17 protein-coding genes are annotated in these 24,897 nt (G+C 39.0%); 5 read left to right on the forward strand and 12 right to left on the reverse strand.

The genetic code is table 11. The features are described 5' to 3' along the window. Positions 1-310: 310 nt before the first annotated feature. The 4 genes from ACQCT5_RS14695 to ACQCT5_RS14710 form a co-directional block, all read right to left on the reverse strand. On the reverse strand, positions 311-1,024 hold the full coding sequence (locus tag ACQCT5_RS14695) for a hypothetical protein (protein ID WP_499642751.1): 714 nt from the start codon (positions 1,022-1,024) through the stop codon (positions 311-313). An 18-nt stretch (positions 1,025-1,042) separates the two neighbouring features. After that, positions 1,043-1,582: a signal peptidase I gene (locus ACQCT5_RS14700; RefSeq protein WP_499642752.1), complete on the reverse strand. Its 540-nt coding sequence runs from the start codon at positions 1,580-1,582 to the stop codon at positions 1,043-1,045. A gap of 423 nt (positions 1,583-2,005) precedes the next feature. Continuing rightward, positions 2,006-3,241 (reverse strand): helix-turn-helix domain-containing protein, encoded by a 1,236-nt coding sequence (locus ACQCT5_RS14705; protein WP_499642753.1) that lies wholly within the window; start codon positions 3,239-3,241, stop codon positions 2,006-2,008. A 221-nt stretch (positions 3,242-3,462) separates the two neighbouring features. Next, positions 3,463-7,563 carry a S8 family serine peptidase gene (locus ACQCT5_RS14710; protein WP_499642754.1) on the reverse strand — a complete coding sequence of 1,367 codons (4,101 nt, stop codon included), beginning with the start codon at positions 7,561-7,563 and terminating at the stop codon, positions 3,463-3,465. 404 nt (positions 7,564-7,967) lie between these two features. On the opposite strand from ACQCT5_RS14710, the gene ACQCT5_RS14715 reads away from it, so the two are divergent. Further along, complete coding sequence (locus tag ACQCT5_RS14715) at positions 7,968-8,240, forward strand: hypothetical protein (RefSeq protein ID WP_499642755.1); 273 nt, start codon at positions 7,968-7,970, stop codon at positions 8,238-8,240. Between the two features lie 20 nt (positions 8,241-8,260). After that, entirely contained in the window at positions 8,261-8,617 is a 357-nt protein-coding gene (locus ACQCT5_RS14720; protein ID WP_499642756.1) for a dockerin type I domain-containing protein, read from the forward strand. Between the two features lie 128 nt (positions 8,618-8,745). Here the strand turns inward: ACQCT5_RS14720 and ACQCT5_RS14725 are convergent, their stop codons facing one another. From ACQCT5_RS14725 to ACQCT5_RS14740, 4 genes are all read right to left on the reverse strand, one after another. Then, positions 8,746-12,774, reverse strand: coding sequence for a S8 family serine peptidase (locus ACQCT5_RS14725; RefSeq protein WP_499642757.1), 4,029 nt, complete (start codon positions 12,772-12,774; stop codon positions 8,746-8,748). A gap of 214 nt (positions 12,775-12,988) precedes the next feature. Next, positions 12,989-17,101, reverse strand: coding sequence for a S8 family serine peptidase (locus tag ACQCT5_RS14730; protein ID WP_499642758.1), 4,113 nt, complete (start codon positions 17,099-17,101; stop codon positions 12,989-12,991). Positions 17,102-17,389: 288 nt separating this feature from the next. Beyond that, a complete protein-coding gene (locus ACQCT5_RS14735) occupies positions 17,390-17,914 on the reverse strand; it encodes a DUF84 family protein (RefSeq protein WP_499642759.1) in 525 nt (174 codons plus the stop codon). Positions 17,915-17,979: 65 nt separating this feature from the next. After that, positions 17,980-19,050 carry a M42 family metallopeptidase gene (locus ACQCT5_RS14740; protein WP_499642760.1) on the reverse strand — a complete coding sequence of 357 codons (1,071 nt, stop codon included), beginning with the start codon at positions 19,048-19,050 and terminating at the stop codon, positions 17,980-17,982. 255 nt (positions 19,051-19,305) lie between these two features. On the opposite strand from ACQCT5_RS14740, the gene ACQCT5_RS14745 reads away from it, so the two are divergent. Further along, the gene (locus ACQCT5_RS14745; RefSeq protein ID WP_499642761.1) at positions 19,306-19,617 is read left to right on the forward strand and encodes a PepSY domain-containing protein; all 312 of its coding nucleotides are present in this window, start codon (positions 19,306-19,308) and stop codon (positions 19,615-19,617) included. A gap of 51 nt (positions 19,618-19,668) precedes the next feature. Here ACQCT5_RS14745 and ACQCT5_RS14750 read toward each other — a convergent pair whose 3' ends face one another. Continuing rightward, positions 19,669-20,517, reverse strand: a complete 849-nt coding sequence (locus ACQCT5_RS14750) for a YtnP family quorum-quenching lactonase (protein WP_499642762.1) — start codon at positions 20,515-20,517, stop codon at positions 19,669-19,671. Between the two features lie 120 nt (positions 20,518-20,637). Next, on the reverse strand, positions 20,638-21,720 hold the full coding sequence (locus ACQCT5_RS14755; protein WP_499642763.1) for a glycoside hydrolase family 172 protein: 1,083 nt from the start codon (positions 21,718-21,720) through the stop codon (positions 20,638-20,640). 160 nt (positions 21,721-21,880) lie between these two features. On the opposite strand from ACQCT5_RS14755, the gene ACQCT5_RS14760 reads away from it, so the two are divergent. After that, positions 21,881-22,753 carry a helix-turn-helix domain-containing protein gene (locus tag ACQCT5_RS14760; RefSeq protein WP_499642764.1) on the forward strand — a complete coding sequence of 291 codons (873 nt, stop codon included), beginning with the start codon at positions 21,881-21,883 and terminating at the stop codon, positions 22,751-22,753. 98 nt (positions 22,754-22,851) lie between these two features. On the opposite strand, the gene trmB is transcribed toward ACQCT5_RS14760, so the two are convergent. Further along, on the reverse strand, positions 22,852-23,493 hold the full coding sequence (trmB, locus tag ACQCT5_RS14765; protein WP_499642765.1) for a tRNA (guanosine(46)-N7)-methyltransferase TrmB: 642 nt from the start codon (positions 23,491-23,493) through the stop codon (positions 22,852-22,854). A gap of 151 nt (positions 23,494-23,644) precedes the next feature. On the opposite strand from trmB, the gene ACQCT5_RS14770 reads away from it, so the two are divergent. After that, positions 23,645-23,923, forward strand: coding sequence for a YtzH-like family protein (locus ACQCT5_RS14770; protein ID WP_417899281.1), 279 nt, complete (start codon positions 23,645-23,647; stop codon positions 23,921-23,923). Here the strand turns inward: ACQCT5_RS14770 and ACQCT5_RS14775 are convergent. Further along, the gene (locus ACQCT5_RS14775) at positions 23,918-24,703 is read right to left on the reverse strand and encodes a phosphotransferase (protein WP_499642766.1); all 786 of its coding nucleotides are present in this window, start codon (positions 24,701-24,703) and stop codon (positions 23,918-23,920) included. The two genes, ACQCT5_RS14770 and ACQCT5_RS14775, sit on opposite strands and share 6 nt — an antisense overlap. Positions 24,704-24,897: the final 194 nt, after the last annotated feature.

Below are 24,897 nucleotides of genomic sequence, written 5' to 3' on the forward strand. Positions count from 1 at the left end.
TGCTATATACATGTCCTGATAGTCTATCGGACTAGAAAATATAACTATGATCGGCATTTTATAATTTGTGAAATTAATCTCACTAAATGAATTTATCAGTCTGTCCTGGTTGACCATCATAATTCTCCCTTTTAAAACAATTTCAAAGCATGTAGTACATGATGACAAAAAGGAAGCCAAGAATATCGAAAACTGAGGATATTCTTGACCCTTAACACTAGTGTTTATCTTTGATTGTTTAGTAACTTCGTATTTAGAGAAAAGGATTAGCTCGAAAGTTGGTATTCAATACGTGTAGTATTTTCTATTTTCAATATTTAGCCCCATCAACCATTTGTTTTGCTTGAATATTTAAATTGGAAGAGTAGGTGACGCCTTGGTATTCGTTCCCTGCTGTATGATCCAATTTAATTGCAAAGGAAAGGTCGATATATTGATTATCGTTCAATTGCCAGAAATCATGCTTCTCCCCTTCTTTTGACCCCTCGCCTAATACCATCTTCGCTTTTCCTGTACTGCTTTTTGCTGCTGGTTGGATTTCCTCTTCTTCTACAAATCCAACTACCATTTCAACTCCAGGAGTAATCTCTTTAGATAAAGTCTTGGCTTCATTTGTTGGACCATTGAAGAGCTGATCCAAGTAAATTCTTGATTCTTCCAGGATGTCATCCGTCATTTCTTCTCCTTCAGAGAACTTATAGGCAATATATCCTATTTTATAAGCATCAAGAGAAACATCAGTATCTACAGACTGGTTATACGTTGCTTTAAGATAAACATCCATATCCCCAGTGTTTTCGATTGTTAACCATTCACCATAAACTAATTGGGATGGGGCAAAGCCTGTTTGGTCAACTATCATGGTCTCCATGTCTTGGCCGTTATTAATTTCTAGTAAACCGTTTGTTATTTGTCCAGTAGCATTTGTCTCAGATGTAAACCAAGAATATGTACCGAAACTTGCCGACACCACCATCGTTCCTACCAACGCACTACCTAAAAACGCATTTTTCAATTTAAACATTTGAATCCCCCTTATCCATTATGATTGTTTAATCTCTTTCTTCCTCTTTGACTTCATTTTTTCAAATACCGCTATACATACATAGCCTGTTAAAGGTAGAGCTATGAACAGTAAGAAACCTAGTGGGCCCTTTATAAATTGAGAAAAATAGCCTAAGAATGGAATCAGAAATATTTTTTTTCCTACAATCTCATTAGCTGTTGTGACATTCTCGTCTGCTGAATTGTTGTTATCACCTTTCGTATAAAAATGTCTCCCCCCATCTGCTTCAACAATGGACGTGATTCTATGAGTGACCAGTAGTTGCTCTTCGTTGTAAAAGGAAATAATGTCACCCTTGCTAAGATCACCTGGATCAACCTCCCGAGTAATAATGACATCCCCAGCCTCAAAAACTGGTGCCATACTATTCGATAATACGGTGAGAGGCTTTATCCCCAAAACGCTTAGTGGTTTGTTACTGTTTAGGCTAGCGAAAATGGAAAATAGTATGACCATGATGAATAAGATGGTTGTGATCGTTAAACCCTTTTTTAAAAATGCTGCAGCCTTTTCCATTTCTCACCCTCGTTTCTAGTTGTTGTACCAATAAGGTTTTTTGTTGAAGGAAAAAAATTCGCTTTCATTCAGAATACTATTTAATATTCTGATTTTTACTTCTATTAAAATTATTGCACAGTTAAGAGGGGAAGGGTATTGGGGGATTTAATAGTATTCAGCTCTGCAAATCCGATGACTTTTCATCAAAAAAACCTCTCAAAGTTCGATAGAATAGGAATATATTAATAGAAAAAGAAGAAGGGTGAAAAAACAACCAGTACAATAATCCTAGTGCATTCCCCCAACTTTTACTCTTTGTAAAATGAAAAACAAAAAAGCTGTCCAATACTTTTGGAACAGCAACAATTTACTATAAGTTATAGAAATTCTTTAATCGTGTGAGTCTCACAGGGGAGACCAGCAGTTGACTCCCGCATCCTACTAAATGCTAAGGAGTCTACTAGCATACCTGTTAGCCTCCTTATGCTTGCCTTGATCTAGGTAGTATTGAAACATCGTTTTTTCATAAGTATGCAACTGATGATAATTCCCGTTCTTGTTAAGCATAGGGATGATTTTTTCCTCAATAAATTGATAATAAAGCTCTTTTTCATCATCGTGCAGTAAACGAAGCATTTGAAAGAATGCTAAGCTACTAGGATCTTTGATTTCCTTTGATATTTCCATACCCGTTTGAATCAATTGCGTCAGCATACTATCCCCTTTATTTTCTTTTATCTGTAAGCTACAGTAAATATATCCTATAAAGTTATTCAAGTAATTGGAAGATTTTTTATTAACTTTAAATAGGTCCAATGTCTTTTTATAGTATTTTCTTGCGTTTTCATTATCCCCAATATAAGAATATTCATAAGCTAAATTACTTAGCAAGTTGGCTTTTTTTGAAGTATCATTTATTATTTCGCATTGCGCAATCAATTGGTTATATCGATTTACAAGATCTTCAAAATCCCATAGCTCGTTTCTTCCTTCATTGATTAATTTGATTGTTTCTGCATCGATGATTTTTTTGAAATTATTTGTTTTTCGAAAATATTCAAGTGAAAGTTCACTATAATAGTAAGCCTTTACTTTAAATTGTAGATTGTGATAGGCAATTGCAATCTGATAATAGAATTCCAGGTTCTGATATTCTTTTTCATTAATTTTAAGAAGATATTCCAGTGCTTTTTTGAAGTTACCTTTTTGAAGTTCTGTTATTCCTAATAGATGGTGGAGTAAATGAGTTTCGTACGTATTTAAATCTTTGCGGACGTTATATATTTTATCAATAAGTGCTTTGGCATTCGTTATGTCCCCTTGCAATAGAAAATACCTTGCTTGCAGAAGAAAATACTTATTTTTCACTGATTGGATTAAAAACAGAGAATTCTTTTCAATTTGATTTTTGAGTCGTTCAATTTCATTGTTCTGTTGCAAGACCATACAATCGTGCCATTGATGCAGAAGTTTTTCAAATTTCTGAAGCGATTGTAATTCTTCTTCCATATTAATTCCCAGCTTCTCACTTAATAGATTGGTGATCTCTGATGAAAACTGAGTCGTTCCCCTCTCAATTTTACTTACATGAGTTACAGAACAGACCCCTTTTCCCAGTTCTTCTTGTGTCAGGCAATTTTTTTCCCTATGGAATTTAATTAGGATTCCTAAACTCAATGCAACACACTCCCAACTATTTTATCTACTATATACTGAATGGAGCTTTTCCTTATCATACCTTTTATTTGCATTCAGATGTAGTAGCATTATTAGTTTTTTGCGATAATTTAGAATCTAATATTCAAATCCACTTTTAAATGATGCAATAGAACAAGGGCAGCCTAAAGAATAGGACTACCCTTGTTCATCGTTGTAAGTGTATGTCAGAGCCTGTTACATTAAGAAGTAATACCCAACTCTTTTTTTATCTTTTCAATAGTCATGCCATTCGCTTCAGGTTGAGGGTCTGGCGTATCGAGTACAAAGTCGTTTTCTGATAAATAGTACTTTTCAAGAAGTTGAAAATCCAACTCATTTGTCGTACCATCGAAATTTATATCTGTACTTCTATTTTCAGTTCCCCAATGCTCATGAAGTAATAAGACATCATATATATCTACAACATTGTCTTTATTAATATCACCTGGCTTTGATACTGCAGTTCTATAGGAAATCCATTCTCCAATATCAGTCCCATTCACTTCATATCCAACTTCTAATGGGGTGTATGTCGTATAATGTCCTGGCACATCAATAATCATCGTATATTTCTTCACTGTTACAGGGAGATTATCCACATATAATCGACCATTAGCTTCTAATCTCGCTGGATAGGTTGTTCCTTCCATATCTTTTAAATGGACAGCTGCTCCCACTTTGGAATAATCTCTACTATAATCAAATCCACCATTTTCTGTTAACAATCCTTCAGCACCTAAAAATCCTGCATCCACCTGTGAGATTCTTGGATAAATTGGGTGAAGTCCGATTTCCGTCGTTATTCGTGGTCCATTATTTATCTGCATCGTAGTAGTACTAAATAGAGGTGAATAAACATATCTAAATTCTTCTGCATTTGTATCTGCGGTCATTTCAAATAAAACTACATCTCCTGAGACGCCCTCTTCTGGGATAGATATGTCAATAGTTGTCCGTGTTGTACCTGGTTTAGTAGTTGTTTCTACTAATTCCGATCCTTCCGGCAATTGGTCTCCTAGCTGGAAATCAATAGATTCATCAAAGAACTTATCTTGATAAGATAGAGTCATAGAGAGGTCCTTGGCATTTGTAAGATTATTTGCATAGAACGTGTACTTGATTTTATCTCCCATTCGGTACGACTCTTTATCTGGCTTTGCAAATATAAACTGTGACCCTTCTTTTACATAATAAACGACTTTAGGTATAGCCGTATTACCTGCATAATCAGCACCAAGGAATTGCAATTTTCGTATGGAGCTCGTTGCAACATTGAGTGCTTGTGAGAACTTACCATTTTCATCCACTTCAAGGCGAAGGTTTGGACCGGTCGGGCCATACCAAAGGTTGTTATCTGCTTGACTCAGTGAAATGCCTGCTTGTTGTGATTCATTTAGTTCTTGATCGATCAAAGTACCTGATAATGTTACCGTGTCTTGGCCTTCTGGTAGCACAACAATTGGCAAATCCCCTTTCGGCATGGCATCTGTCTCTTCGAAGGTCACTTTTGGTGCACTATTATCAAGGCTAATGGTCGACGTTCTAGCAAATTGCTTTCCATCCTTTGTCGTGCCAATCATCTTGACTTCATATATGCCATCTTCTGCTCTAATTCTAGTATAGCTAATTGGCTTCTTCTCGTGTCCGGTAAACGGAAAATAATAACCTGCAAATCCATCTTCAATGAAATAGTCAAAATCAATCGCTGCTCCCGTTGCGTTTACTCCTGTAATCCAGCCTAAGTCTTCTTTTGTATCGGGATCCACCAATATCCAGTCCAATGTTTCCATTGGGGAATTTAATCTAAAGTCAAGATCTGTAGCCTTCCTACTGTAAGGATTTTTCACCCGGTTAGTCGAAATACTTGGTGTATATACTTCAAAGTGTCCGATCCCTTCTTCCACTACCTTTGCTCCAAAAGGAATACGGTAGATTTCATCTGTATCCTTTTGGTTTTTAATGACAATATATCCTTCGTAGGTTCCTTTTTGGGAGGATTTCGGAATCGTAAGAAAAGCATTGAAGCGCCCCTCTTTATTTTTTTTCACTTTAATCGACCTTGGAACATTCAGTCTTACACCATTTTCCACTGCATCCAGGGATCCTGATGCTTCCGCTCCAACATTATATTCAACAGAGATATCATACTTTTTGTTTTTCTTACTATTATTTGTAATCGATAGATTCGTTGTTTTGGTGATATGTTCATCCCCCATTGGAATGAAACCGTAACTTAAGCCACCAGTTTGTTCTGGGATGAGTGTTTCTTCTCCGTTTTCAATAAATGGCGTTTCATCCAGCACGGAAATGAACGTATCTGAGTGAAGTGCCTGCATTGGATCGACTCGCCCCGCTCCGACTTCAAATACACTATATTGATTTTGTAATGGATCTGCTGTATTCATGATGACAGATTTAATATCACTTGGTGTGTAATCCGGATGGGCTTGTAATAATAACGCGGCAATCCCGGCAACTTGAGGAGAGGCCATGGATGTTCCTGATAATCGTTGGTAAGCAAATGAATAATCAGTAGAATCTTCTTTATTATGCATATATGCTGGGACGGTGGATAAAATATTCACGCCCGGTGCTGTTACATCTGGCTTGATATCATATAATGTGCCTGATGGGCCCTTTGAACTGAAAGAAGCAAGCTCATCTCCGCTAATTTCCGCTTCACCCATTTCCCCAAGTGTGATAGTTGGTGTACCCTCTTTAAATAATTCTTTTACTGCTAAACCATCTTGATTTGATAGAGAAAAAGTAGGGATATTTTCGTTGTTTTCTCCTAGATAGTGTGGAATATGGCCGTCGTCCGGGACATTGTTATAAATTACAACACCAGCAGCGCCATTTTGTTTAGCGTAATTCATTTTTTCAATAAGGGCATAGGTGCCTCTGGCAACGAATGCAACCTTTCCATTTACATCTTTTCCGTTGTAATCACCAGGTCCGCCTTCTCCAACTTCGACCATTTCGTAATTTTGCCCCTCGAGCTTCCTAAAATCATCCGTCCATTTGTTGGTCATTAACTGCAGGGTACCGTCCGACTCCTTGCCAGCTGCAGAAAACGTACCATTATATGTCGTGACAAAAGAGGGGGCAGAACTGGCTCCTACCGTCAAAGCAAGTGCAGCAGCTCCAGGCGAACCTAATGTACTATTCCCTAAATCTCCTGAGTTTCCAGCAGCTACGACTGCCGTCACACCACTTAAGACGGCATTATTGACCGTTAAGCTAGAAGCATCTAGTGGATTGTTCGTTTGTGCTCCAAGCGATAGATTAATGACATCCATACCGTCTGCAACTGCACGATCTATGCCGGCAATAATCGCGCTATTCGATCCGCTTCCATAAGGACCCAATACACGATAAGCATACAAATCGGCTTCAGGAGCAACACCTATTACCTTATAATCCGATTCATTCTCAGCTTGTCCAATAATTGTCCCTGATACATGTGTTCCATGATTTGTATAGTATGTGTTACCTTGGTTCACTTCAGGATACCCAGGAGCTGCTTTCCAATCCTCATATGTGGCTTCCATCGGATCATCATCATTGTCTACAAAGTCATATCCACCTTTGTAAGCATCTTTTATATCTGGATGATTATAATCAACCCCTGTGTCTATAACGCCAACCTTTACTCCTTTACCTGTAAACCCTTCTTTATGTAACTGATCGATATTCATAAAAAGGATACTGTCCACTTTGGTTGTTGCCTCTTCTTCCTCTGTTAATTTAGGTGGAGGAGTAAGCTGTACTTCTAATTCGCTGTAAACTGCTTTAACCACATCAGAGTCTAATAGATTTTCAACCTTATTGGCCGGTAAGGACAGGGTAATTCCATTAAAAGCATTTTTATAAGAGTGCTTTACTTCGTAGTTCGCTTTCCCGGATTTCTCCTTTGGCACAAGCTTGTCATCTAATTCTTTTTTAAATTTTTTATGTGAGTCTTCCACCATTTTTTTCGCCTTTTCAAGAGGAACCTCTTCCCCTTTTAGTGACTTGTAAACTGTTTCTGCCTTCGCAGGTAATTGCTCGAATTCAACAATGACTGTCACATTCTCCTCACTCTTTAAATCAATGTCCCTTGATAATTGAAGGCCTCTAATAGAGCGGTTTGTCTCTAATTTTTGGAGTGCCTCACGTTGTTCTTTTGACAGACTCGCAAGAATACTCACGGCATTCTGCTTTGGTTCTGCATGGACAATTGGTTCTGAACTGATTGGCAAAGCAGAGCCTAAAAGTATTCCAACACTTAGCACAATCTTCGGCAATTTACTACTTCTCATCCTTTTTCCCCCTGTGTCATTTTACTTATAATTTTAATGTCGAATCGCTTTCATGTCATTGGGGGGAATTTTGTCAAATTATGAAAGGAAAAACTTAAAGATATTTTAATAACTAAAAACTAAACACTGAATCATCACACTTTTCATAGATTTTCTATTCTATTTGATATAATTCACATCCAAAGAACCAGTTCTAAATACTTATGAAATTTGGGGGATATTCAAGCAGCAGGTATCAATATTAGTCAGGCAGATAATTTCATTTATGAATATTTGTACACGATGTTACCTGATTATCGTATTTTCCCAGAAGCAGATGGCACTTTTGAAATGGAAGTCCCTTTGTTAGACCAACAAACAATATAGCAAGCTTGGATGCCCTAGATGCTGCGACGAACAAAACGGTGAAAAGAACGTATAACTTTGTTCCCGAAGGTACTTCCTATATGACAGGAGTCTACAGTATAAAGTCCGCTAAACCTGGAGACATTGTTACGTTTACGATGACTGCCAATAATGTTAGACAATTAAAAGAAGCAAAATTCACGTTATATTTCATTGATTCAATGGAAATTCTCGATATAAAAGAAAGTGATGCATTATCCAATTATGATGTAGACCTACAAACTGATTTGTCTATGGCTCCACATCCAATGCAAAAGTGGATCTTAACCTGACTGGAGATCAAGAAATCACAGTGAATATCCCCGGTCACTTCCCTTATTTTAAAGATATTTTGGTGAATAAAGAGGAAGATGGAGAAATTACAGGATCTTTAACTTCCATTACTGCGTTTACGTATGCAGGTGATGTGAATCAAGACGATGTAATTGATATTTTTGATGTTCTATATCTAAAAGAAAAATGGCAGTCTGGTGATCGTTCTGCAGATATCAATTTAGATGGCATTGTCGATGAGAAGGATTGGAGTTATGTTGAAGCGAACTATCTAATGAGAAATCACACTTTAGATGAATTAAAGGATGTTGTTCTGAACCATCAAGGCATGACCCTAGAGAAAGTGAAAAAGGAATTAGGGATTACTAATCCGTAGCCCAAGTCAAAGAAAAAACGCTTGCCCCCCTAGTAAAAGATGACCTCTGAATGAACAGGGGTCATCTTTTTTAAATGCCATTGATATTTAAAACATCCCCCCACATAAGCATCGTGGGGGGATGTTAGTTAATTTAAATCAGCTAATATATCATCTAGTGTTCTTCCGGACTCAATTTCTGTTGGTTCTCTGGAAGCTTCTCCAGTCGGATTTTTTAGTAAATAATTCTTTTGGATGAAGCTCATATCTTTGTGATCCACTACACCATCAAAGTTGATATCTGCGTTTCTGTCGTTAGATCCCCATTGCTCTTCGAGATAGACAGCATCCAAGATATCGATGACGCCATCCTTATTCACGTCTCCTGCAAGTGCACCAAGAAAATTCAAGAATTTTTTCTCTCCTAAATGCCTAGTTTCTCTACCGATGGTAAAACTCTTCTTAACAGTAAAGTGTCCTGGTATATCAAGAAGGAGGAACATTTTTTCCTGAGTGGAGGGTAATCCTAGGATACTAAATTGAGCATCCTCTTTAATTTCAGCGGGATATACATTACCTTCAATATCCAATACCCGAATATTCGCCCCTAATGCAAAATAGTCGATATGTGTAGAGAGTAAATTTCCAAACCCATTCCTTTCATATACGGCTTCTCCATTAATATTCCCCTGCAATTCAGAGTAGCTTGACCAAACTTTAACTGGTGGTGAAATAGAAGAAACGGATACCTTTGAGTTATCTGCTTTTGTTAATGATACCGAGTTTGCGGTAAGTGGAAAATAGTCACTTACAAACGCATCATCCTTAATAGTTACATTAACATTTAATAAGGTGGTTACGTCTTCTAGGTTAGATTCAGTCGTCGTTAATGTGATAAAGGTGCCATTATCTGAATCAGTGGTTTCAAGGTGAACCTTTTTCTTCCATTCCTCCACTACAGAGATTTCTTTGATATCTATTACATCTTTATTGTATTGGTAGGAAAAGCTTAGCTCCTTCCACGGATCAAGATTATTTGTACGGAATGCAAAATCCATGCTATCACCTGACAAGGCTTCTTTTTGCGTCGGAATACTAGCAACGTATGGTGCTCCTTTTCTTACAAGGTGGTAGTTTTTTTGTAAAGATGCAATACCTGCTCGGTCTCTTCCTAGGATACTTAAGTTCATTACGTTTAAGTGACGGGGAAAAGAAGCATTGATAGCAAATTCACCATCATCACTTAAAGGAGTATTTTGCCAAAAACTGCTACTCTTATATGTTACCGAGTTATTTCCTTGATTTACATCAATGCCTGTTGTCTTAGCTGAATCAATTTGATTATCATGAATGCTGCCTTCCAATGGATAAGTGGTATTTTCAGGTTCCACTTCAATAATTTCTGTTTCTACATCCATTTCTAACGTTGGCATTTCTTTATCAATGATAAAGGGCATATTCACCAAAAGTTCTTCCCCATCATCTTTGATAAAAACAAATTTTAAATAATACGAACCAGGAGTTGCTTTAATCGTTTCATAAGCAATCGGTGAATCGGGATTATTGGTAAAAGGGTAATATTCCCCATTGGAGAACGTGTAAAATGAATACGGCCTTTCCACTTGTAGAAATGCTCCGTCCATGCTTCCTACAAAACCTAATTCATCCCCAGTATTAGCGTCCGTTAAATATACATCGATATTTCTCATGTGTGAATAGAGGGAAAACTTGGCATTCATGGCAGTCGGACCACCACTATAGTTTTCTCTAATGGTTGATAAGGTGTCATTCGCCGTTAAGTACTCTATACCATCTTTCGAGAGTCTAAATGCGAAAGGAACTTGGTAGTTATTTGTTTCATCTTCCACGTTTGTGAAGGTAATAGTACCTTCATAAACTCCTTCTTCCGCCGTATTTGGTATAGTTAAGAAAATATTATTTGTTACTTGTTTATTAGCTGCAATACTAACTGTTTTTTTTGTATTCACTTTTACTCCATTTTTTGCTCCATCCTTCGAACCGCGAATTCCTACATGGAATTGTGAATCAATATTAAATGTCACCTTCTTATCTAGATGATTAGTAATGGTAATACTTGCATTCTCTCGATGATGAGAATCATTGGTGATAAGTGTTCCCAACGCTAAAGCACCTGTCACGGATGGAGCCCACTTTTTCTCACCATCTATAAATGTCTCGGTTTTACCCATTACTTTAATGGTCACAGAAGCCGTTTCTGCCTTCCAAGCATTAACTCTACCAGCCCCGATATCAAAGACGCTGTTCGCACCATTAATTGGCTCCGCTGAATTCATTAAAAGTGCTTTGATATCTCCAGGAGTTAGAGAAGGGTTTGCTTCTAATAGCAAAGCAGCAATTCCTGCGACATATGGAGTAGCCATTGATGTGCCAGATAATTTCGCATATGCCGAGGAATAATCTTTTTCTTTCCCACCATAGTAATGTGGTACAGTGGATAATATATTCCCACCTGGCGCAACAATTTCTGGTTTTATATCATACGTAAGTCTTGCTGGCCCACGTGAACTGAAAGAAGACAGCGTATCATCCTGAACAACCACAGTTGGAACTAATTTAGTAAAAGTAAAAGTCATTTCATCTATTGCTAGAATTTGTTTAATTTTATCTCCTTGCACCCCTCGCAGATGATAGGTAGGTACAAAGTTTTCATTTTCGCGATATACAACCCCATTATAATTCCCATACCCTGGCGTATAACTGAACACTACTGCTGCACCATGTTCTTTAGCAATCGCAATTTTCTCATCTGTACGAATAGAACCCGTTTTTATCAAGACTATTTTTCCATTTACATCTATATTTTCATAATCGCTTTGCATTCCATTCCCAGCATCTATTACCTCGAAAGTTTTTCCTTCTAATGATCTCGGTGAATTCTCCATTCCAGCAGTTGCATATCGAACTTCGCTCGACTCTTTGCCTTCCTCATATAAGAATTCTCCTTCAAAATCTGGATATGCAACCATCGTGTTAGTAGACCCAACGGTAATATTCAAAGCAGAAGCAGCAGGAGATCCGATCGAATATAACGAAGAACCAGTATTCCCTGCAGCGGAAACGGTTGTAACGCCTGCAAGTACGGCATTATTAAGGGCCACGGAAAAGGGGGATAGCGGATCATTTATGTTATTCCCTAACGATAAATTGATAATATCCATTTCTGCTTGAACAGAATATTCAATTCCTGCTAATATGTCTTCCATCGTCCCTGTTCCATATGGCCCTAAAACACGATAAGCATACAATTCCACCCCCGGTGCTACACCTAATACGGATAAAGGCGAGTCATTTTTATTCTGACCTGCTATGATTCCGGCAACATGTGTACCATGGGAAGTATAATAGGCGTTAGAGCCAAGAGTTTCTGGGAGGCCCGATTCAAGCCAATCTGAATAGGTAGCCTCCATTGGATCATCATCTTCATCAACGAAGTCATACCCGCCATGATATACATCCTGTAAATCTGGGTGATGATAATCTATACCCGTATCTAATACAGCTACTTTTACACCTTTGCCTGTTAGCCCTTTTTCATGTAATTTGTTTACTCCTGTCAATTCAAGTGGATGCTTCCCGTCATATGCTTGTCGTGTTACATCCTCCTTGTTTTCGGGTAAATCTAATTGAATTGTTTCGTTTTTCCAAATGTTTTTTATCACTTTCGATTTTAATAATTTCGGAATATCAGAAGTTGGTAAATGAACGGTCACCCCATTAAACGCTTCTTTATAGCTTTTTGTAACTTCTCCGTCGATATTTAATTCTAATAGATCTTCCGCAAAAATTTGGTGATCTTTCTCCACTAACTGCTGCCCTTCCTCAATGGAGGCTGTTTCCCCCTCTGCTTCTTTTATAGCTACTGCTGTTTTTGGAGTGAAATGGTTGAATTCCACAATAATCGAGATCTCTTCATCACTAGAATAATCAATGTCACCAGGAAGGTTCACTTCTGAAGTTACCGAAGACCTTAAATCGTTAATGGCCCTTCTTTTTTCTGCTGATAGTGATGTCATCGCATCCTCTATCCCTATATTCTCCTCTGCTACAACTGTGTTAGAATTCGAAATGGCCGGTGTAATACTACTTATGAATAATGCACCAACCAACATCAATCCTACGATTTTTTTCCTTTTCAAATGCCTCTCCCCCAACTTGTTCGTACTGATTACCTCAGTCATTACTAGTAATTCGTGAAAATGTGAAAGTTCCCTATTGGGGGAATTTTTTAGGTGAAAAGTATGAAGAGGGGATTAATGATAATAAAAGTTGCAAGTGATTTTCCCCATAAAAAAACCACACCCATATTTTTCATAGTGGATGTGGTTTTTATTTTATTTAATTCATACTTCCCTATTGCATATTCAGCTCGTTCAAGATTTTTTCTAACGTTTGTCCTTTATAATTTTTCTTAGGTTTTGGCGCATTTTGGATGGTCGGATTTTGCATGAAATAGTTGTTCACAACAAATGCCATATCCTTCTCATCTACAATGCCGTCATAGTTAATATCGGCTTCGCGTTTATTAGTACCCCAATGCGTTTGGATGTACACTGCGTCCATGACATCGATGACATCATCTTTATTGACATCCCCACCGATCGCAGTTTTGTAAGGCAGATATTTTCTTTGGCTTGTTACTTTACCGTCATCATGGTATCCAACGTTAAATGTATTGTGCACAGTAAAGTGGCCAGGAACATTGAACTCGAATTGGAACTCTTCATCTGTTAAAGGTAAATGCTGAATCTGATAACCTGTTGACGGTGATGTTAAAAATCCTCCTTGATACACCGTGTCGTCCTTACCTGTTACCTGAACTTTCACACCGGCCTTCTTGTAATCATTTGAGTTTGGAGTTCCACTCGAATTCATAAATGCTTCTGCAGCAACACCTCCGTAAACCATTGAATACGTTGCCTTGACAAAGATCATCGGATTTGCGCTCAATGCTTCCTTCTTTTCATTATTCGTATCGGTGTAAGATGCAGTCATATACCTGGCATAAAATATAGGGGCTTGCGAATAGTTGTCTTCCTTCATCTTAAACTCTATATCCGCTAGGGAAAGGTCATCAGACAATGCCGGCACTCCATCCTTCGTTGATACTGTAACTGTCAATTTGTTGTAATCCCCAAATTCTTTTACATCCTCTACTTTTATATCAACTGCATCACTAACGCTGCTGTGCGTCGTTACAGTCGGTTCAGCCAAGGCAGTATTATACTGCAACGTATACACAGCTTCTTTTACATCGGTTACATTGTCTAGGGTTAAAGTCGTTTGTACAGACTCTCCCATATTTGCAAATATTTTTTCAGCCTGCATATTTGCGTGCGGCTCTCCTTCACGAATAACGTAGATCATTCTACTATTATTCCATGTTTGATTGGACGCAGCATCTCTACCATAAAACCAAAGTTGCATTGGTCTTGTTTGATTCACTGGAATATCAACGGAGAATGTTCCATCTTCATTAACAGGAATCTGTACCGGTCGGCCTCCAAGCTGATCATGATAAAACATTTCGTTACTTCCTTGTGAAACATCAAATCCTGCAGCCTTCATATCTTCCGTTTCTTTATCAAAAATGGAACCCGTCACGTTTATCGTATTTTCTTCAGGGGTGTATTCATATACATCCTCTTTTATATTAAGATCAAGTTCCGGTGCGATACTCTCAATATAAAGGGTAGATTCTTTAGAGAAAGTTTTTCCTGAATCATTCGTCCCTACGAATTTCAATTTATAAGATCCTTGCTTGGCTAATTTCGGGTTATAAGCGATTGGCTTGTCCGCATCACCAGTAAACGGATAGTAATACCCTTCAAATACATGCTTAAGCCCAAGATCCACTTTCTCATTCATCAACATACCATCGTATGTTCCGATAAATCCTAACTCTTCGTTTGTTTTGCCATCCACTAAAAACACATCGAGTGTACGCATATGGGATGTTAAATTTAAATATACATCTGTGTATCGTCTAAGCGCATTATAATCTTTCGTTGTTGTAATTTCTTTATTAACTATTTCTACAAACTCGATTCCTTCCTTTGTCGTGCGGATAGCAAACGGCACTTGGTATGTTTCTTCCGGATTTACTTGGTTTGTATAGGTAATATAACCTTCATACGTTCCTAACGCCGCTGTTTTGGGAATCGTAATGAATACATTCGTTTTCTTTTTCCCATTTCCACTCACTTTTACTTTCTTATCTGTGGAAAGCTGAACGCCGTTAGCATCTGCGTCGTTTGATGTTCTATAATCGTTTTGGAATCGCCCTTCCAACACTAGAAACTCAATATTTACATCAAATGTTTTTGCTTGTTTACTATTGTTGTAGATTGTAAGAGAACGTTGATCTGTCACATTGGTTCCATCCGGTGCAAAGGTTCCAAAGCTGATTGCCCCTGTTTTATCTTTTACCATCTTATTATTACCTTTTTTGTCTAATTGTCCTTGTGTTTCATCATTTACTTCGATTCGGCTTTGAGAATGAATTGCTTCGTACGGATCCACTACACCTGCTCCCACTTCATAAACGCTATATTCCCCGTTTAGTGGATCTGCAGTGTTCATCAATACTTGCTTCACTTGTTCAGGAGTGAAATCCGGGTTCGCTTGTAATAATAATGCCGCTACCCCAGCCACATTCGGGCTTGCCATCGATGTTCCTGATAGTCTTTCATAGGCATATTGATAGTTTCCGATTTGATCTTCCCCATGCATATAAGAAGGTACTGTAGAGAAAACAGATACGCCTGGTGCTATTACTTCCGGCTTAATATCGTATGTCGTACGAGCCGGTCCGCGTGAACTAAAGGACGCAAGCTTGTTTCCTTCCGTGATCACTTGCCCAATTTCATCAAAGGAGAATTCCGTGGTGCCTGTTGCTTTTTGTTTCAACAGCGTTCCTTGTTCATAGGATAGAGAAAATGTCGGAATCATTCCGTACCCTTCTCCTAAATATGATGGAATGAATCCTTCTCCCTGAATGTTATTAACCATCAATACTGCTTTTGCGCCTCGTTTTTGTGCTTCTTTAATTTTGGCGTCCAATGTGAGAATTCCTCTATCGATGAGGACAATCTTTCCCTTCACATCTTTGTTGTTAAAATCAGAAGCTGCCCCAATTCCAGCGAATATAATTGGAAGACTCTGACCCTTTAACTCTTCTACTTTATCATCTAGGCCCTTCGCCAAAAGTTTTAGATCCGCGGTTTCATCTTCCAATATACCTCTAGACGTTTCGATAGTTTCTGGTGTATCGCTCGCACCAACTGTTATCGCTAAGGCAGCAGTACCTGGGGATCCCAGTGTGTACATCCTGTCTCCGCTGTTTCCTGCAGCAACAACTGACGTTACCCCCGCCAGCACCGCATTATTTAATGCCATACTAGTAACATAGAGAGGGTCATTGTAGGATCGGCCCAGAGAAAGGTTTATTACATCCATTCCATCTACCACCGCCCGATCGATTGCTGCTAGGATGGCTTCCGTTGTACCAGAACCATATTGTCCTAACACACGATACGCATAAATATCCGCTTCAGGTGCTACACCAGTCACGGCGTAATCTGCATTATTTTTACCTTGTCCTGCTATGATACCCGCTACATGGGTTCCATGTTGCGTATAATAAGTGGCACCTGTCAAAGGATTAATTTCTGCATATCCCGATTTTTTCCAATCATCATATGTTGTCTCCATCGGGTCATTATCGTTATCGACAAAATCATAGCCGCCTTTATAAGCATCCTTTAAATCAGGATGATTATAGTCAATTCCCGTATCGATAACCCCTACCTTAACCCCTTCACCTGTAAATCCTTCTTGGTGCAATTGATCCACACCAGGGAATGTCATACGTTTAGTTTCTGTCGTTTCGTCTGATGATTTTTGTTCCACAGGGGGTTCTACTTGCACTGTTTCATTACTCCAAACGGCTTTTACTACCTTGGATTGTAATAATGCCTCCACTTTATTAGAAGGTATTTCCATGGATACCCCGTTAAGAGAATGCTTATACGACCTTTTAATCTTATAGATATCTTTTTTCGCTTTTCCATCTTCTTGATAAATGCTCTGTAAGTCTTTCTTGAACGTCTCATGGGCAGCATCGGCCTTTTGCTTCGCCTTAGCTAACGACACTTTTTTCCCTTTTACCGCCTCTTCTACTACCGCTGTCTTAGCAGGCTTGTCCTTGAATTCAACGATAACGGAAACTTTATCATCGCTCTCCAAATTCACTTCAGGTGCTAATTGCAAACCAGACTGATCGCTGATTTGTAATTCATTCAACGCTTCACGTTGGGCTGGCGTGAGACTTGTTAATACCTGATTAATACTTGAAGATGTTTCGGCATGAACGTTATTCGGTTTGGAAACCGGCACCATTGCACTTAATAAAAGTCCAGTTGCCAATGCCAATTTTGCGATCTTCTTGGTAGCTATCTTTTTCATTTATCTTTTCCCTTCTTCCTCTCTTTTGATAGCTCCATTGTATCGACATTTGACGGAATCTTATTTTTGAAAAATTCCATCAAATTTAATAAATTTTATAACTCAAATTTAAGATCTCTAAAGGATATCTCCTTGTACTGTTGCATGGAGCTTGTAAAGATACTAAATTGGCATATTTCCCCTAAAACAAAAAAGGATATCAAAATCTGTGCGATTTGATATCCTTTTCCTATTTTATTTAATTTTTTGTATACGAAAACAGAACCTAATACAGATATTCTGAACCTTTTAAGTTTCATGATAGTACTGCCATTGCCCGATCAGGATCAGACTAACATGCTTGAACATTTCCACCCGGGAGACCGCTCCGTTCGTAAATATCCCGAGTGCCCCCTCATGCTTCCGAATTCCCTCTCTATTGCAATATTGTTCCATCAGATCTCCAAGCTCCACACCCTGTTCTATGGAGTCCCTAAAGTAATCGGGAAGCGGAATTCTGGCTCCGCCGGCAATAAACTCCCTTCCGGCACTATCCACCAATGCCCCCCAATTGCAGACCATCACGTTGGAAGCTTCATCCAATACAACTCCCCCTTCTAGTCCAAAGGCTATGTCCGCTCCACTTTCATTCAGTGTAATTCTGGCACGCTGGATAGCCCCCTTCACCGTTTCCTCATCCGATAAAGGCTGTGCACGTACGCCAGAATCCACCTCATGGCTGCTCCAGGTGTATAAGATATCAAGTTGATCCAATGCCTCGAGAACCGCTTTACTCTTCGCAGGATTATTGGAGCCAATTGCTACTTTTATCATAAAATCCCCTTCCCTTGTGTTTTTTCCCAGAATAAAACGGTGAGTTTCCCCACCGTTTTTTGTGATTATCTATTTCGGATGGCATCGACTGTTGCTTGATCCGTTGATTTTACCAGCTTCACAATCAATTCACGAGCTGCTGCATAGTCATCTACATGTACAATGGAAGCATGTGTGTGAATGTAGCGTGAGCAGATTCCAACTACCGCAGACGGAACACCTTCATTGGAAGTATGAACTCTACCCGCATCGGTGCCGCCCTGTGAAATGAAGTATTGATATGGAATGTCGTTGCTTTCTGCCGTGTCAAGGACAAAGTCCCTCATTCCTGTATGCGTAATCATGGAGCGGTCATATATACGTAGCAATGCCCCTTTACCAAGATGGCCAAATTCCTTTTTATCACCTGTCATATCGTTTGCAGGGGACGCATCCAAGGCAAAGAAAATATCTGGCTTGATCATATTGGCAGCCGTCTGGGCACCGCGCAGGCCAACTTCCTCTTGAACAGTTGCACCTGAATATAGGATATTCGGAAGCGTTTCTCCCTGGAGATCTTTAAGAAGCTCGATGGAAAGACCGCATCCATAACGGTTGTCCCAAGCTTTTGCCAGGATTTTCTTTTCATTTGCCATTGGTGTAAATGGGCAGATCGGAACAATAGGCTGACCAGGCTTGATACCGATCTTCAAAGCGTCCTCCTTGTCATCAGCACCGATATCAATCAGCATGTTCTTGATTTCCATCGGCTTGCTGCGTTTTGCTTCATCCAGCAAATGCGGAGGAATGGAACCAACCACTCCAACAACCGGTCCATTATCTGTCATTACCTGAACTCTTTGAGCCAATAATACCTGGCTCCACCAGCCACCAAGCGTCTGAAAGCGAAGCATACCATTTTCTGTGATGCTTGTGACCATAAATCCTACTTCATCCATATGTCCAGCCACCATGACAGTCGGACCAGTTTCATCCCCACGTTTAACCCCGAAGATTCCACCAAGGCGGTCTTGTACCACCTCATCCGAATATTTCTCCAGTTCGCTGCGCATAAAGCGTCTTACATCATGCTCAAATCCTGGTGCCCCTTGCAATTCCGTCAATGTTTTAAAAAGCGATAAAGTTTCTTGGTTCACAGTTTTCATCCCCCAAAATTTTTAATTGACCTGCTTATGTAAAATACTTAGGCTATTTCGTTTAGATTATCGAAATATTTTTATTATTATTGTATCGAACTTTCTGGATACTTTCCACCTTTAGCATGACATTTATTTGAATAACGAGTTATACTATAACTAATGGCAGTCAATGACTAAAATCCAATATACTTACCTACAATTGAAAAGGCTTACCTTTTATAGCAGTTTGAGAAGAGAGAGGATGGGACGTCAATGAAATGGAAAACGTTATTACTTGGTGCAGGCATAGGTATCGCCGCTGCATACTTCTTTACGGAAGCCTCCAAGCAACAGGCGATCAAACCAGAGAAAGCATTAAAAATTGCAAAAGATGCATTCAAGAAAAAAGGACCTGTTGACGGTTCATGGATACAGATGGTTCCTGAAACCGTAATTAAACATGACATTACCTATAGCGTATACCGAGGTGGAATCTCAAGAAGAATTGACAAGGCTCTGGAACAATATGAGTTTATTGTGGATAAGAGCACAGGAGTATTGCTGGATGTTAATCAAATTAAATGATCTTTATATAGGTGCCTGGCCCGGAAGAACTCCGGCCAGGCACCTTTCTTTTTACCTCTCTCTTTCCACCTTGTCCGTTACCTCAAAATTATCATCCCACTTAATTGCCCGGTAGATTGCATCATGATAGAAAGTGAACCATGCATTGCGGGCAATCCCTTCTTTGATCCACTTTTCCTTTGCATTGATCGAAGTCATCGGATAGTCGTCGTAGGCCAGTACCCAAAGGGATGGCGAATGGGCATGTGTTGGCATCAGATCGGCCATATGTAGCAGAATCTCATCCCCTTGAACCAATTCGATGATGCTATGCCCATCACTATGGCCGCCTGTATGTATCATTTTAATTCCTGGTGCAATTGTTATATCTCTTTCGAATGGTATGATCTGCGCCTCGATCCCTTTCCAATTCATTTCCCAATACGTATTCCTTGAACGTATATTAGGATTCTTCATTTCCTCCCACTCTATGCTTGATACATGGATGCTGGCATTAGGAAACACAGATACATATTCCTCTTTCTCGTCATCCCATCTGTTCAACCCGCAGACATGATCAAAATGAAGATGTGTCATGAGAACCATATTTATATCTTCTGGTGTCAGTCCGAGCGTTTCCAGATCCTTTTCAATGGCTGACTCATCGAGAACCCCAAAATTTCTCTTCTGCTTATCAGAAAGCTTGCCATTACCGATTCCAGCATCAATCAAAATGTTTTTATCACCCGTCTGCAATAGTATCGGGTCAGTCCTAAGTTCTATCTGATTCTGTTCATTAACAGGATACTTCCTGGACCAAAGCGCTTTTGGTACCACTCCGAACATCGCCCCTCCATCCAGATGTGTGACTCCCCCATTAAGCCAGGTAAGTTTCCATTGTCCAAAAGTTAATGTTTCCATCTTTTACTCTCCCCTCGATTTACTTGTCCTTATTCTATCAAAAGAAAAGCGAAAGCGCCTTCATTTTAGACCAAATGAAAAAAGAGGCGAATTAGGATCGCTCTCTTTCACCCAAAAGTATTAAATCACTTCAAGTACGTCCCGACCAGGTAGCTTAGGAAATGAATGGTGCGGTTCTGCTTGATACCAATATGCAACAGATGCAATATCATCTTTTCTCGCTTCATACCTCCCTCCAGAACGCCACCCCAATGCTTGAATCGTTACACGCAGATCTTCTTCAAATCGAATCGGATCCATCACATGCCAACGGTACATTCCGAATCTAGTATTGGAACGATACAGGCCATCCGGTTGAATGACTTGATGAAACCCTAGAAATGGTGTAGAAAACTTACCATACTGTCCTTGTGGTTGTTCAAAATTCCAGGCTCCTCCAAAGTAGTCTTCGGTACCTGTTCCGCAAATGGTAGGAAAATCCTTATCTCCATCCAGATAAAACTTGATTTCCCCTTCTCCCCACCAACCATTAGTGTTAACCTGCCAAGCAAGGTAGGTGCCTACATAATGTCCTTTTCCTTTAATGTCATCAAGTATAGTGTGAACTTCACCCGCTTGAAGGGGATTGCTGCGCCTCCACTGAGCATGGAAATATGCCATATCATGAGGAATTTCAGTTAGGGCGTAGTCTATCTGATAATAAAGAACTGTAGCCGTATCCGACCTATTTTCGATGATAATTTTAGCTGATTTACGAAAAGGCATTTCCCAATAACTATTAAAGCCACCAGCAGGATTCACCGAAATCGGTAATGAATTTACATTTTCTCTTTCCTGCCAGCCATTACAGAAAAAATCACCTAGTGGAACGTTAACAGAAGGTTCTGTCTCACCATCCCAATAAATATTAAAAACGAAATCTCTCCATGCATGTGGCGCACAAGTCATCCACATATGCTGGATGACTCCAGGTCCTTCTATTTCGCCCATTGTAAAAGATCCGTTAGCAGGAACTTCTACGGACGGTGAAACCTTCCAGCCTCTACCAAGATCTCTGGCCGGACCTGCGCCAGTACCTTCTGTTGCCATTCCGGCTTTCCCTTTTTCACCAGTAAAATTCTCTGCACTAATGGAGCGTGTTTTTGCATTTGATAGTCGTGATAAATTTCCTAATCCCATTCCTAGGCCATTAAAAGTAGTCATGAACAGATACCTCCTAATTTTTTTCTTATTTTCAGTTTAACGCAATAAAATCCAATAAGGATTAGCATGGATTTTCGACTTTTTATCATTTATTGCTATTTACATGTTCGTGTATTAAACGGAAAATGTTGTTAGGAAATCAATTTTGGGGTGATATTAAATGAATTTCAATCTACATGAGTTGTCTCCATACATTCGTTTTGCTGCAGATAGCATTATTCCAGCACCCTGGGAACTCAAAGAAAGAGTGATTTTTGATTATGAAATTTTATATGTAAAGGAAGGGAAAATTGAGGTTTTACTGGAGGATAAGCAATATTTAGGCGTCCCTGGTGATATCTTTTTATTTCGCCCAAAGAAAAAACATGCAATAAAATCTGTCGGCGATGTCACGATCAGGCAGCCTCATATCCATTTTGACTTGATATATCAGCATGATAGTCCTGATGTTAAAATATCATTTAGCCCTTTCAATCAAATAAGCAGTCAGGAACAAAAACTCTTTCGGAAAGACATATTTCACGAAGCAGCATTTCAGATTGCAGATCATATTCGGCCACAAAATCCTGTCATCATCGAAAAAATGATATTTGATATAATAAACGAATTTGAGACAAAAATGCCATTTTCGGAAATAAATATCAAAGGGTTATTCATCCAGCTATTGGTGCAGATATTCCGCGAAAATTATTGGGCACAAAATCCTAAGGTTTTTTCCAATATGGATGAGTTATACAAAATTCAAACATATTTGAAACACAATGTCTCCAGAAAAGTTCCGTTAGAGGAATTATCCCAGATAGGAAATATAAGCAAATTCCATTTAATCCGGCTATTCAAAAAAGCTTTTGGTACAGGTCCTATTCAATATCATCAATCGCTTCGTTTAGAAAAAGCTAAAGAAAATATATTATTTACAAATTCCTCTATTTCAGATATTGCCGATGAATTTGGCTATGAGAATATCCAATCCTTCAGTAGAGCATTCAAAAAACAGGAAGGTGTCCCCCCGAGCTTTTATAGAAGAAAATAAAAGGCAAAGGTCTTCATTAGCCTGATAGATAAAAAATGCAGGACGGAAAACCATTAGTTTCCCGCCCTGCATTCATTTTTTGATAACCTTATATTAAGTTAATCCTGATACTTCACTTCACAACGATAGATAGGTTGTCCTAAGCTCGAGAACTTTTCCTCATATTCCGTCATGATATTCCCCTCGTAGTCGCTGTTATGCAAGTCCAGGCTCACATATTTCAGAAGCAGTCCGTAGGAAGAGAAACTCATAAGGGAGTATTCGAACAATCCTCTATTATCCGTTTTAAAATGAATTTCACCTTGTTCTACCAATACTGTTTTATATAAATCCAAGAAGTCCTTATAGGTCAGCCTTCTCTTTTCGTGACGACCTTTTGGCCATGGATCGGAAAAGTTAAGGTAAACTTGGTTCACTTCCCCTTTTTCGAAAATCTCGGTCAGTTTCTTTGCATCCACATTCAATAGCTTTACATTCGGAATGTCAGCCTCCACCGCACGTTCCAATGCTTTCACAATGACACTTTCGAATAATTCAATGCCAATATAATTGATTTGGGGATTGGCTTTGGCCATTTCCGTAATAAACGTGCCTTTTCCAGTTCCAACTTCAATATGAATCGGATTAGAGTTGCCAAACAGCTCGGCCCATTTCCCTTTATGCTCTTCAGGATTTGGAATGCAATAATATGCATTTTCTGCAATATAATCTTTTGCCCATGGTTTATTTCTGAATCTCATTGTATGTCACCTCATATGTTGGATATATTTTCTATTTCAGCCCTATTCACAGAAAAAAACCGATCCTAAAGACCGATTTTTTTTGGAGTATAAGAATGATTTTATGACGAAAGCTAAACTTATCATTTATTTATCAAAAGGAGTGCATGTTATGCCGTTAAATTATCATGATCAAATACACTTGTTAAAGGATATTTTGGCGGATCATCAGATTGATTGTTGCGGTTCTGTGGCTGAATATGAACAGCTCGAACGCGTAATCAAATCGTTAATGGTCAATTCCGAGATTGATCAAAATGTGAAAAGTGTTCTTCAGGATATTTATACCTACAGCCAGGCTGGAATCAATTCAAGCAATGTTAACGAGCATGTACAATCCCATCAAGGACAGTTCACCAACTGGATTGACAGTATCGACCAATACTCATAGTTCAACAGGCAATAATCGTTCCAGATAATTCAACCAGTTCATTTTTTCTTTTTCGATGTTTTTCTGATGGTACCATTGAACGGAAAGAATCGTCTGGGCGATCACATACCAATGCATGCGATGGCGCAGATCGTCTGTAAGTTCAATTCCATAGGTGGACAGCCAATCCTGCCAATCCTGTTCAGGGATGTACCAGTATAGCAACATGCAAAGATCGATGGCCGGGTCGGCTATGACCGCTCCGTCCCAATCAATGAGGAAGAGCTCATTGCTGTGCGACAAAAGCCAGTTGTTGTGATTCAAGTCGCAATGACAGACCACTTTATCTTTAAATTGTACATTAGGCATCTCTTGCAACAAGAAGTCCAATGATTTTTGAATCACTTCCAATGACAAAAGATCCAACGCCATACCATTTTTAATATCGTCCAGAATGGTACTTGGCTCGACTGGTTCTTTCCCCAGTCGAGTGAGCATATCAAGGAGCTCTTTAGAGTGGTGTATTTTGTGAAGAAGTTGTGCCACTGTTTCTTTGTTCATATCACTCGGCTTCAATTCCCTTGCACTGATCCAATGCTGGGCCGTAATGACATCCCCGTTTTCCAGCCGCTTTGTCCAAACTAATTTAGGAACAATTCCCTCTGCAGAAAGAACAGCCAAGAATGGCGATGAATTCCTTTTCAAGAAGAGCTTCTTCCCATCATTTTGAGCAAAATATGCATCTCCGGTTAAACCGCCGGCAGGACTGATTTTCCACTCATCACCTAATAAATGTTCCAACCATTTCACCTTCAATTTCAACACAACTTTTCATCAAAAATTAGACAGCCGAGCACCTGGGCACTGAGCTGATCATTCTTATTTCATGTAATCTTCTATCTATATTAATATATCGGACTTCAGCCGTATTTGTTGATAATTAATAAAAAGCAAAAAAACAGCTATTGGATAATTCACAATAGCTATCTAATAAA

The organism is Sutcliffiella halmapala, from assembly GCF_050107295.1.
Lineage (GTDB): Bacteria > Bacillota > Bacilli > Bacillales > Bacillaceae_I > Sutcliffiella_A > Sutcliffiella_A halmapala_A.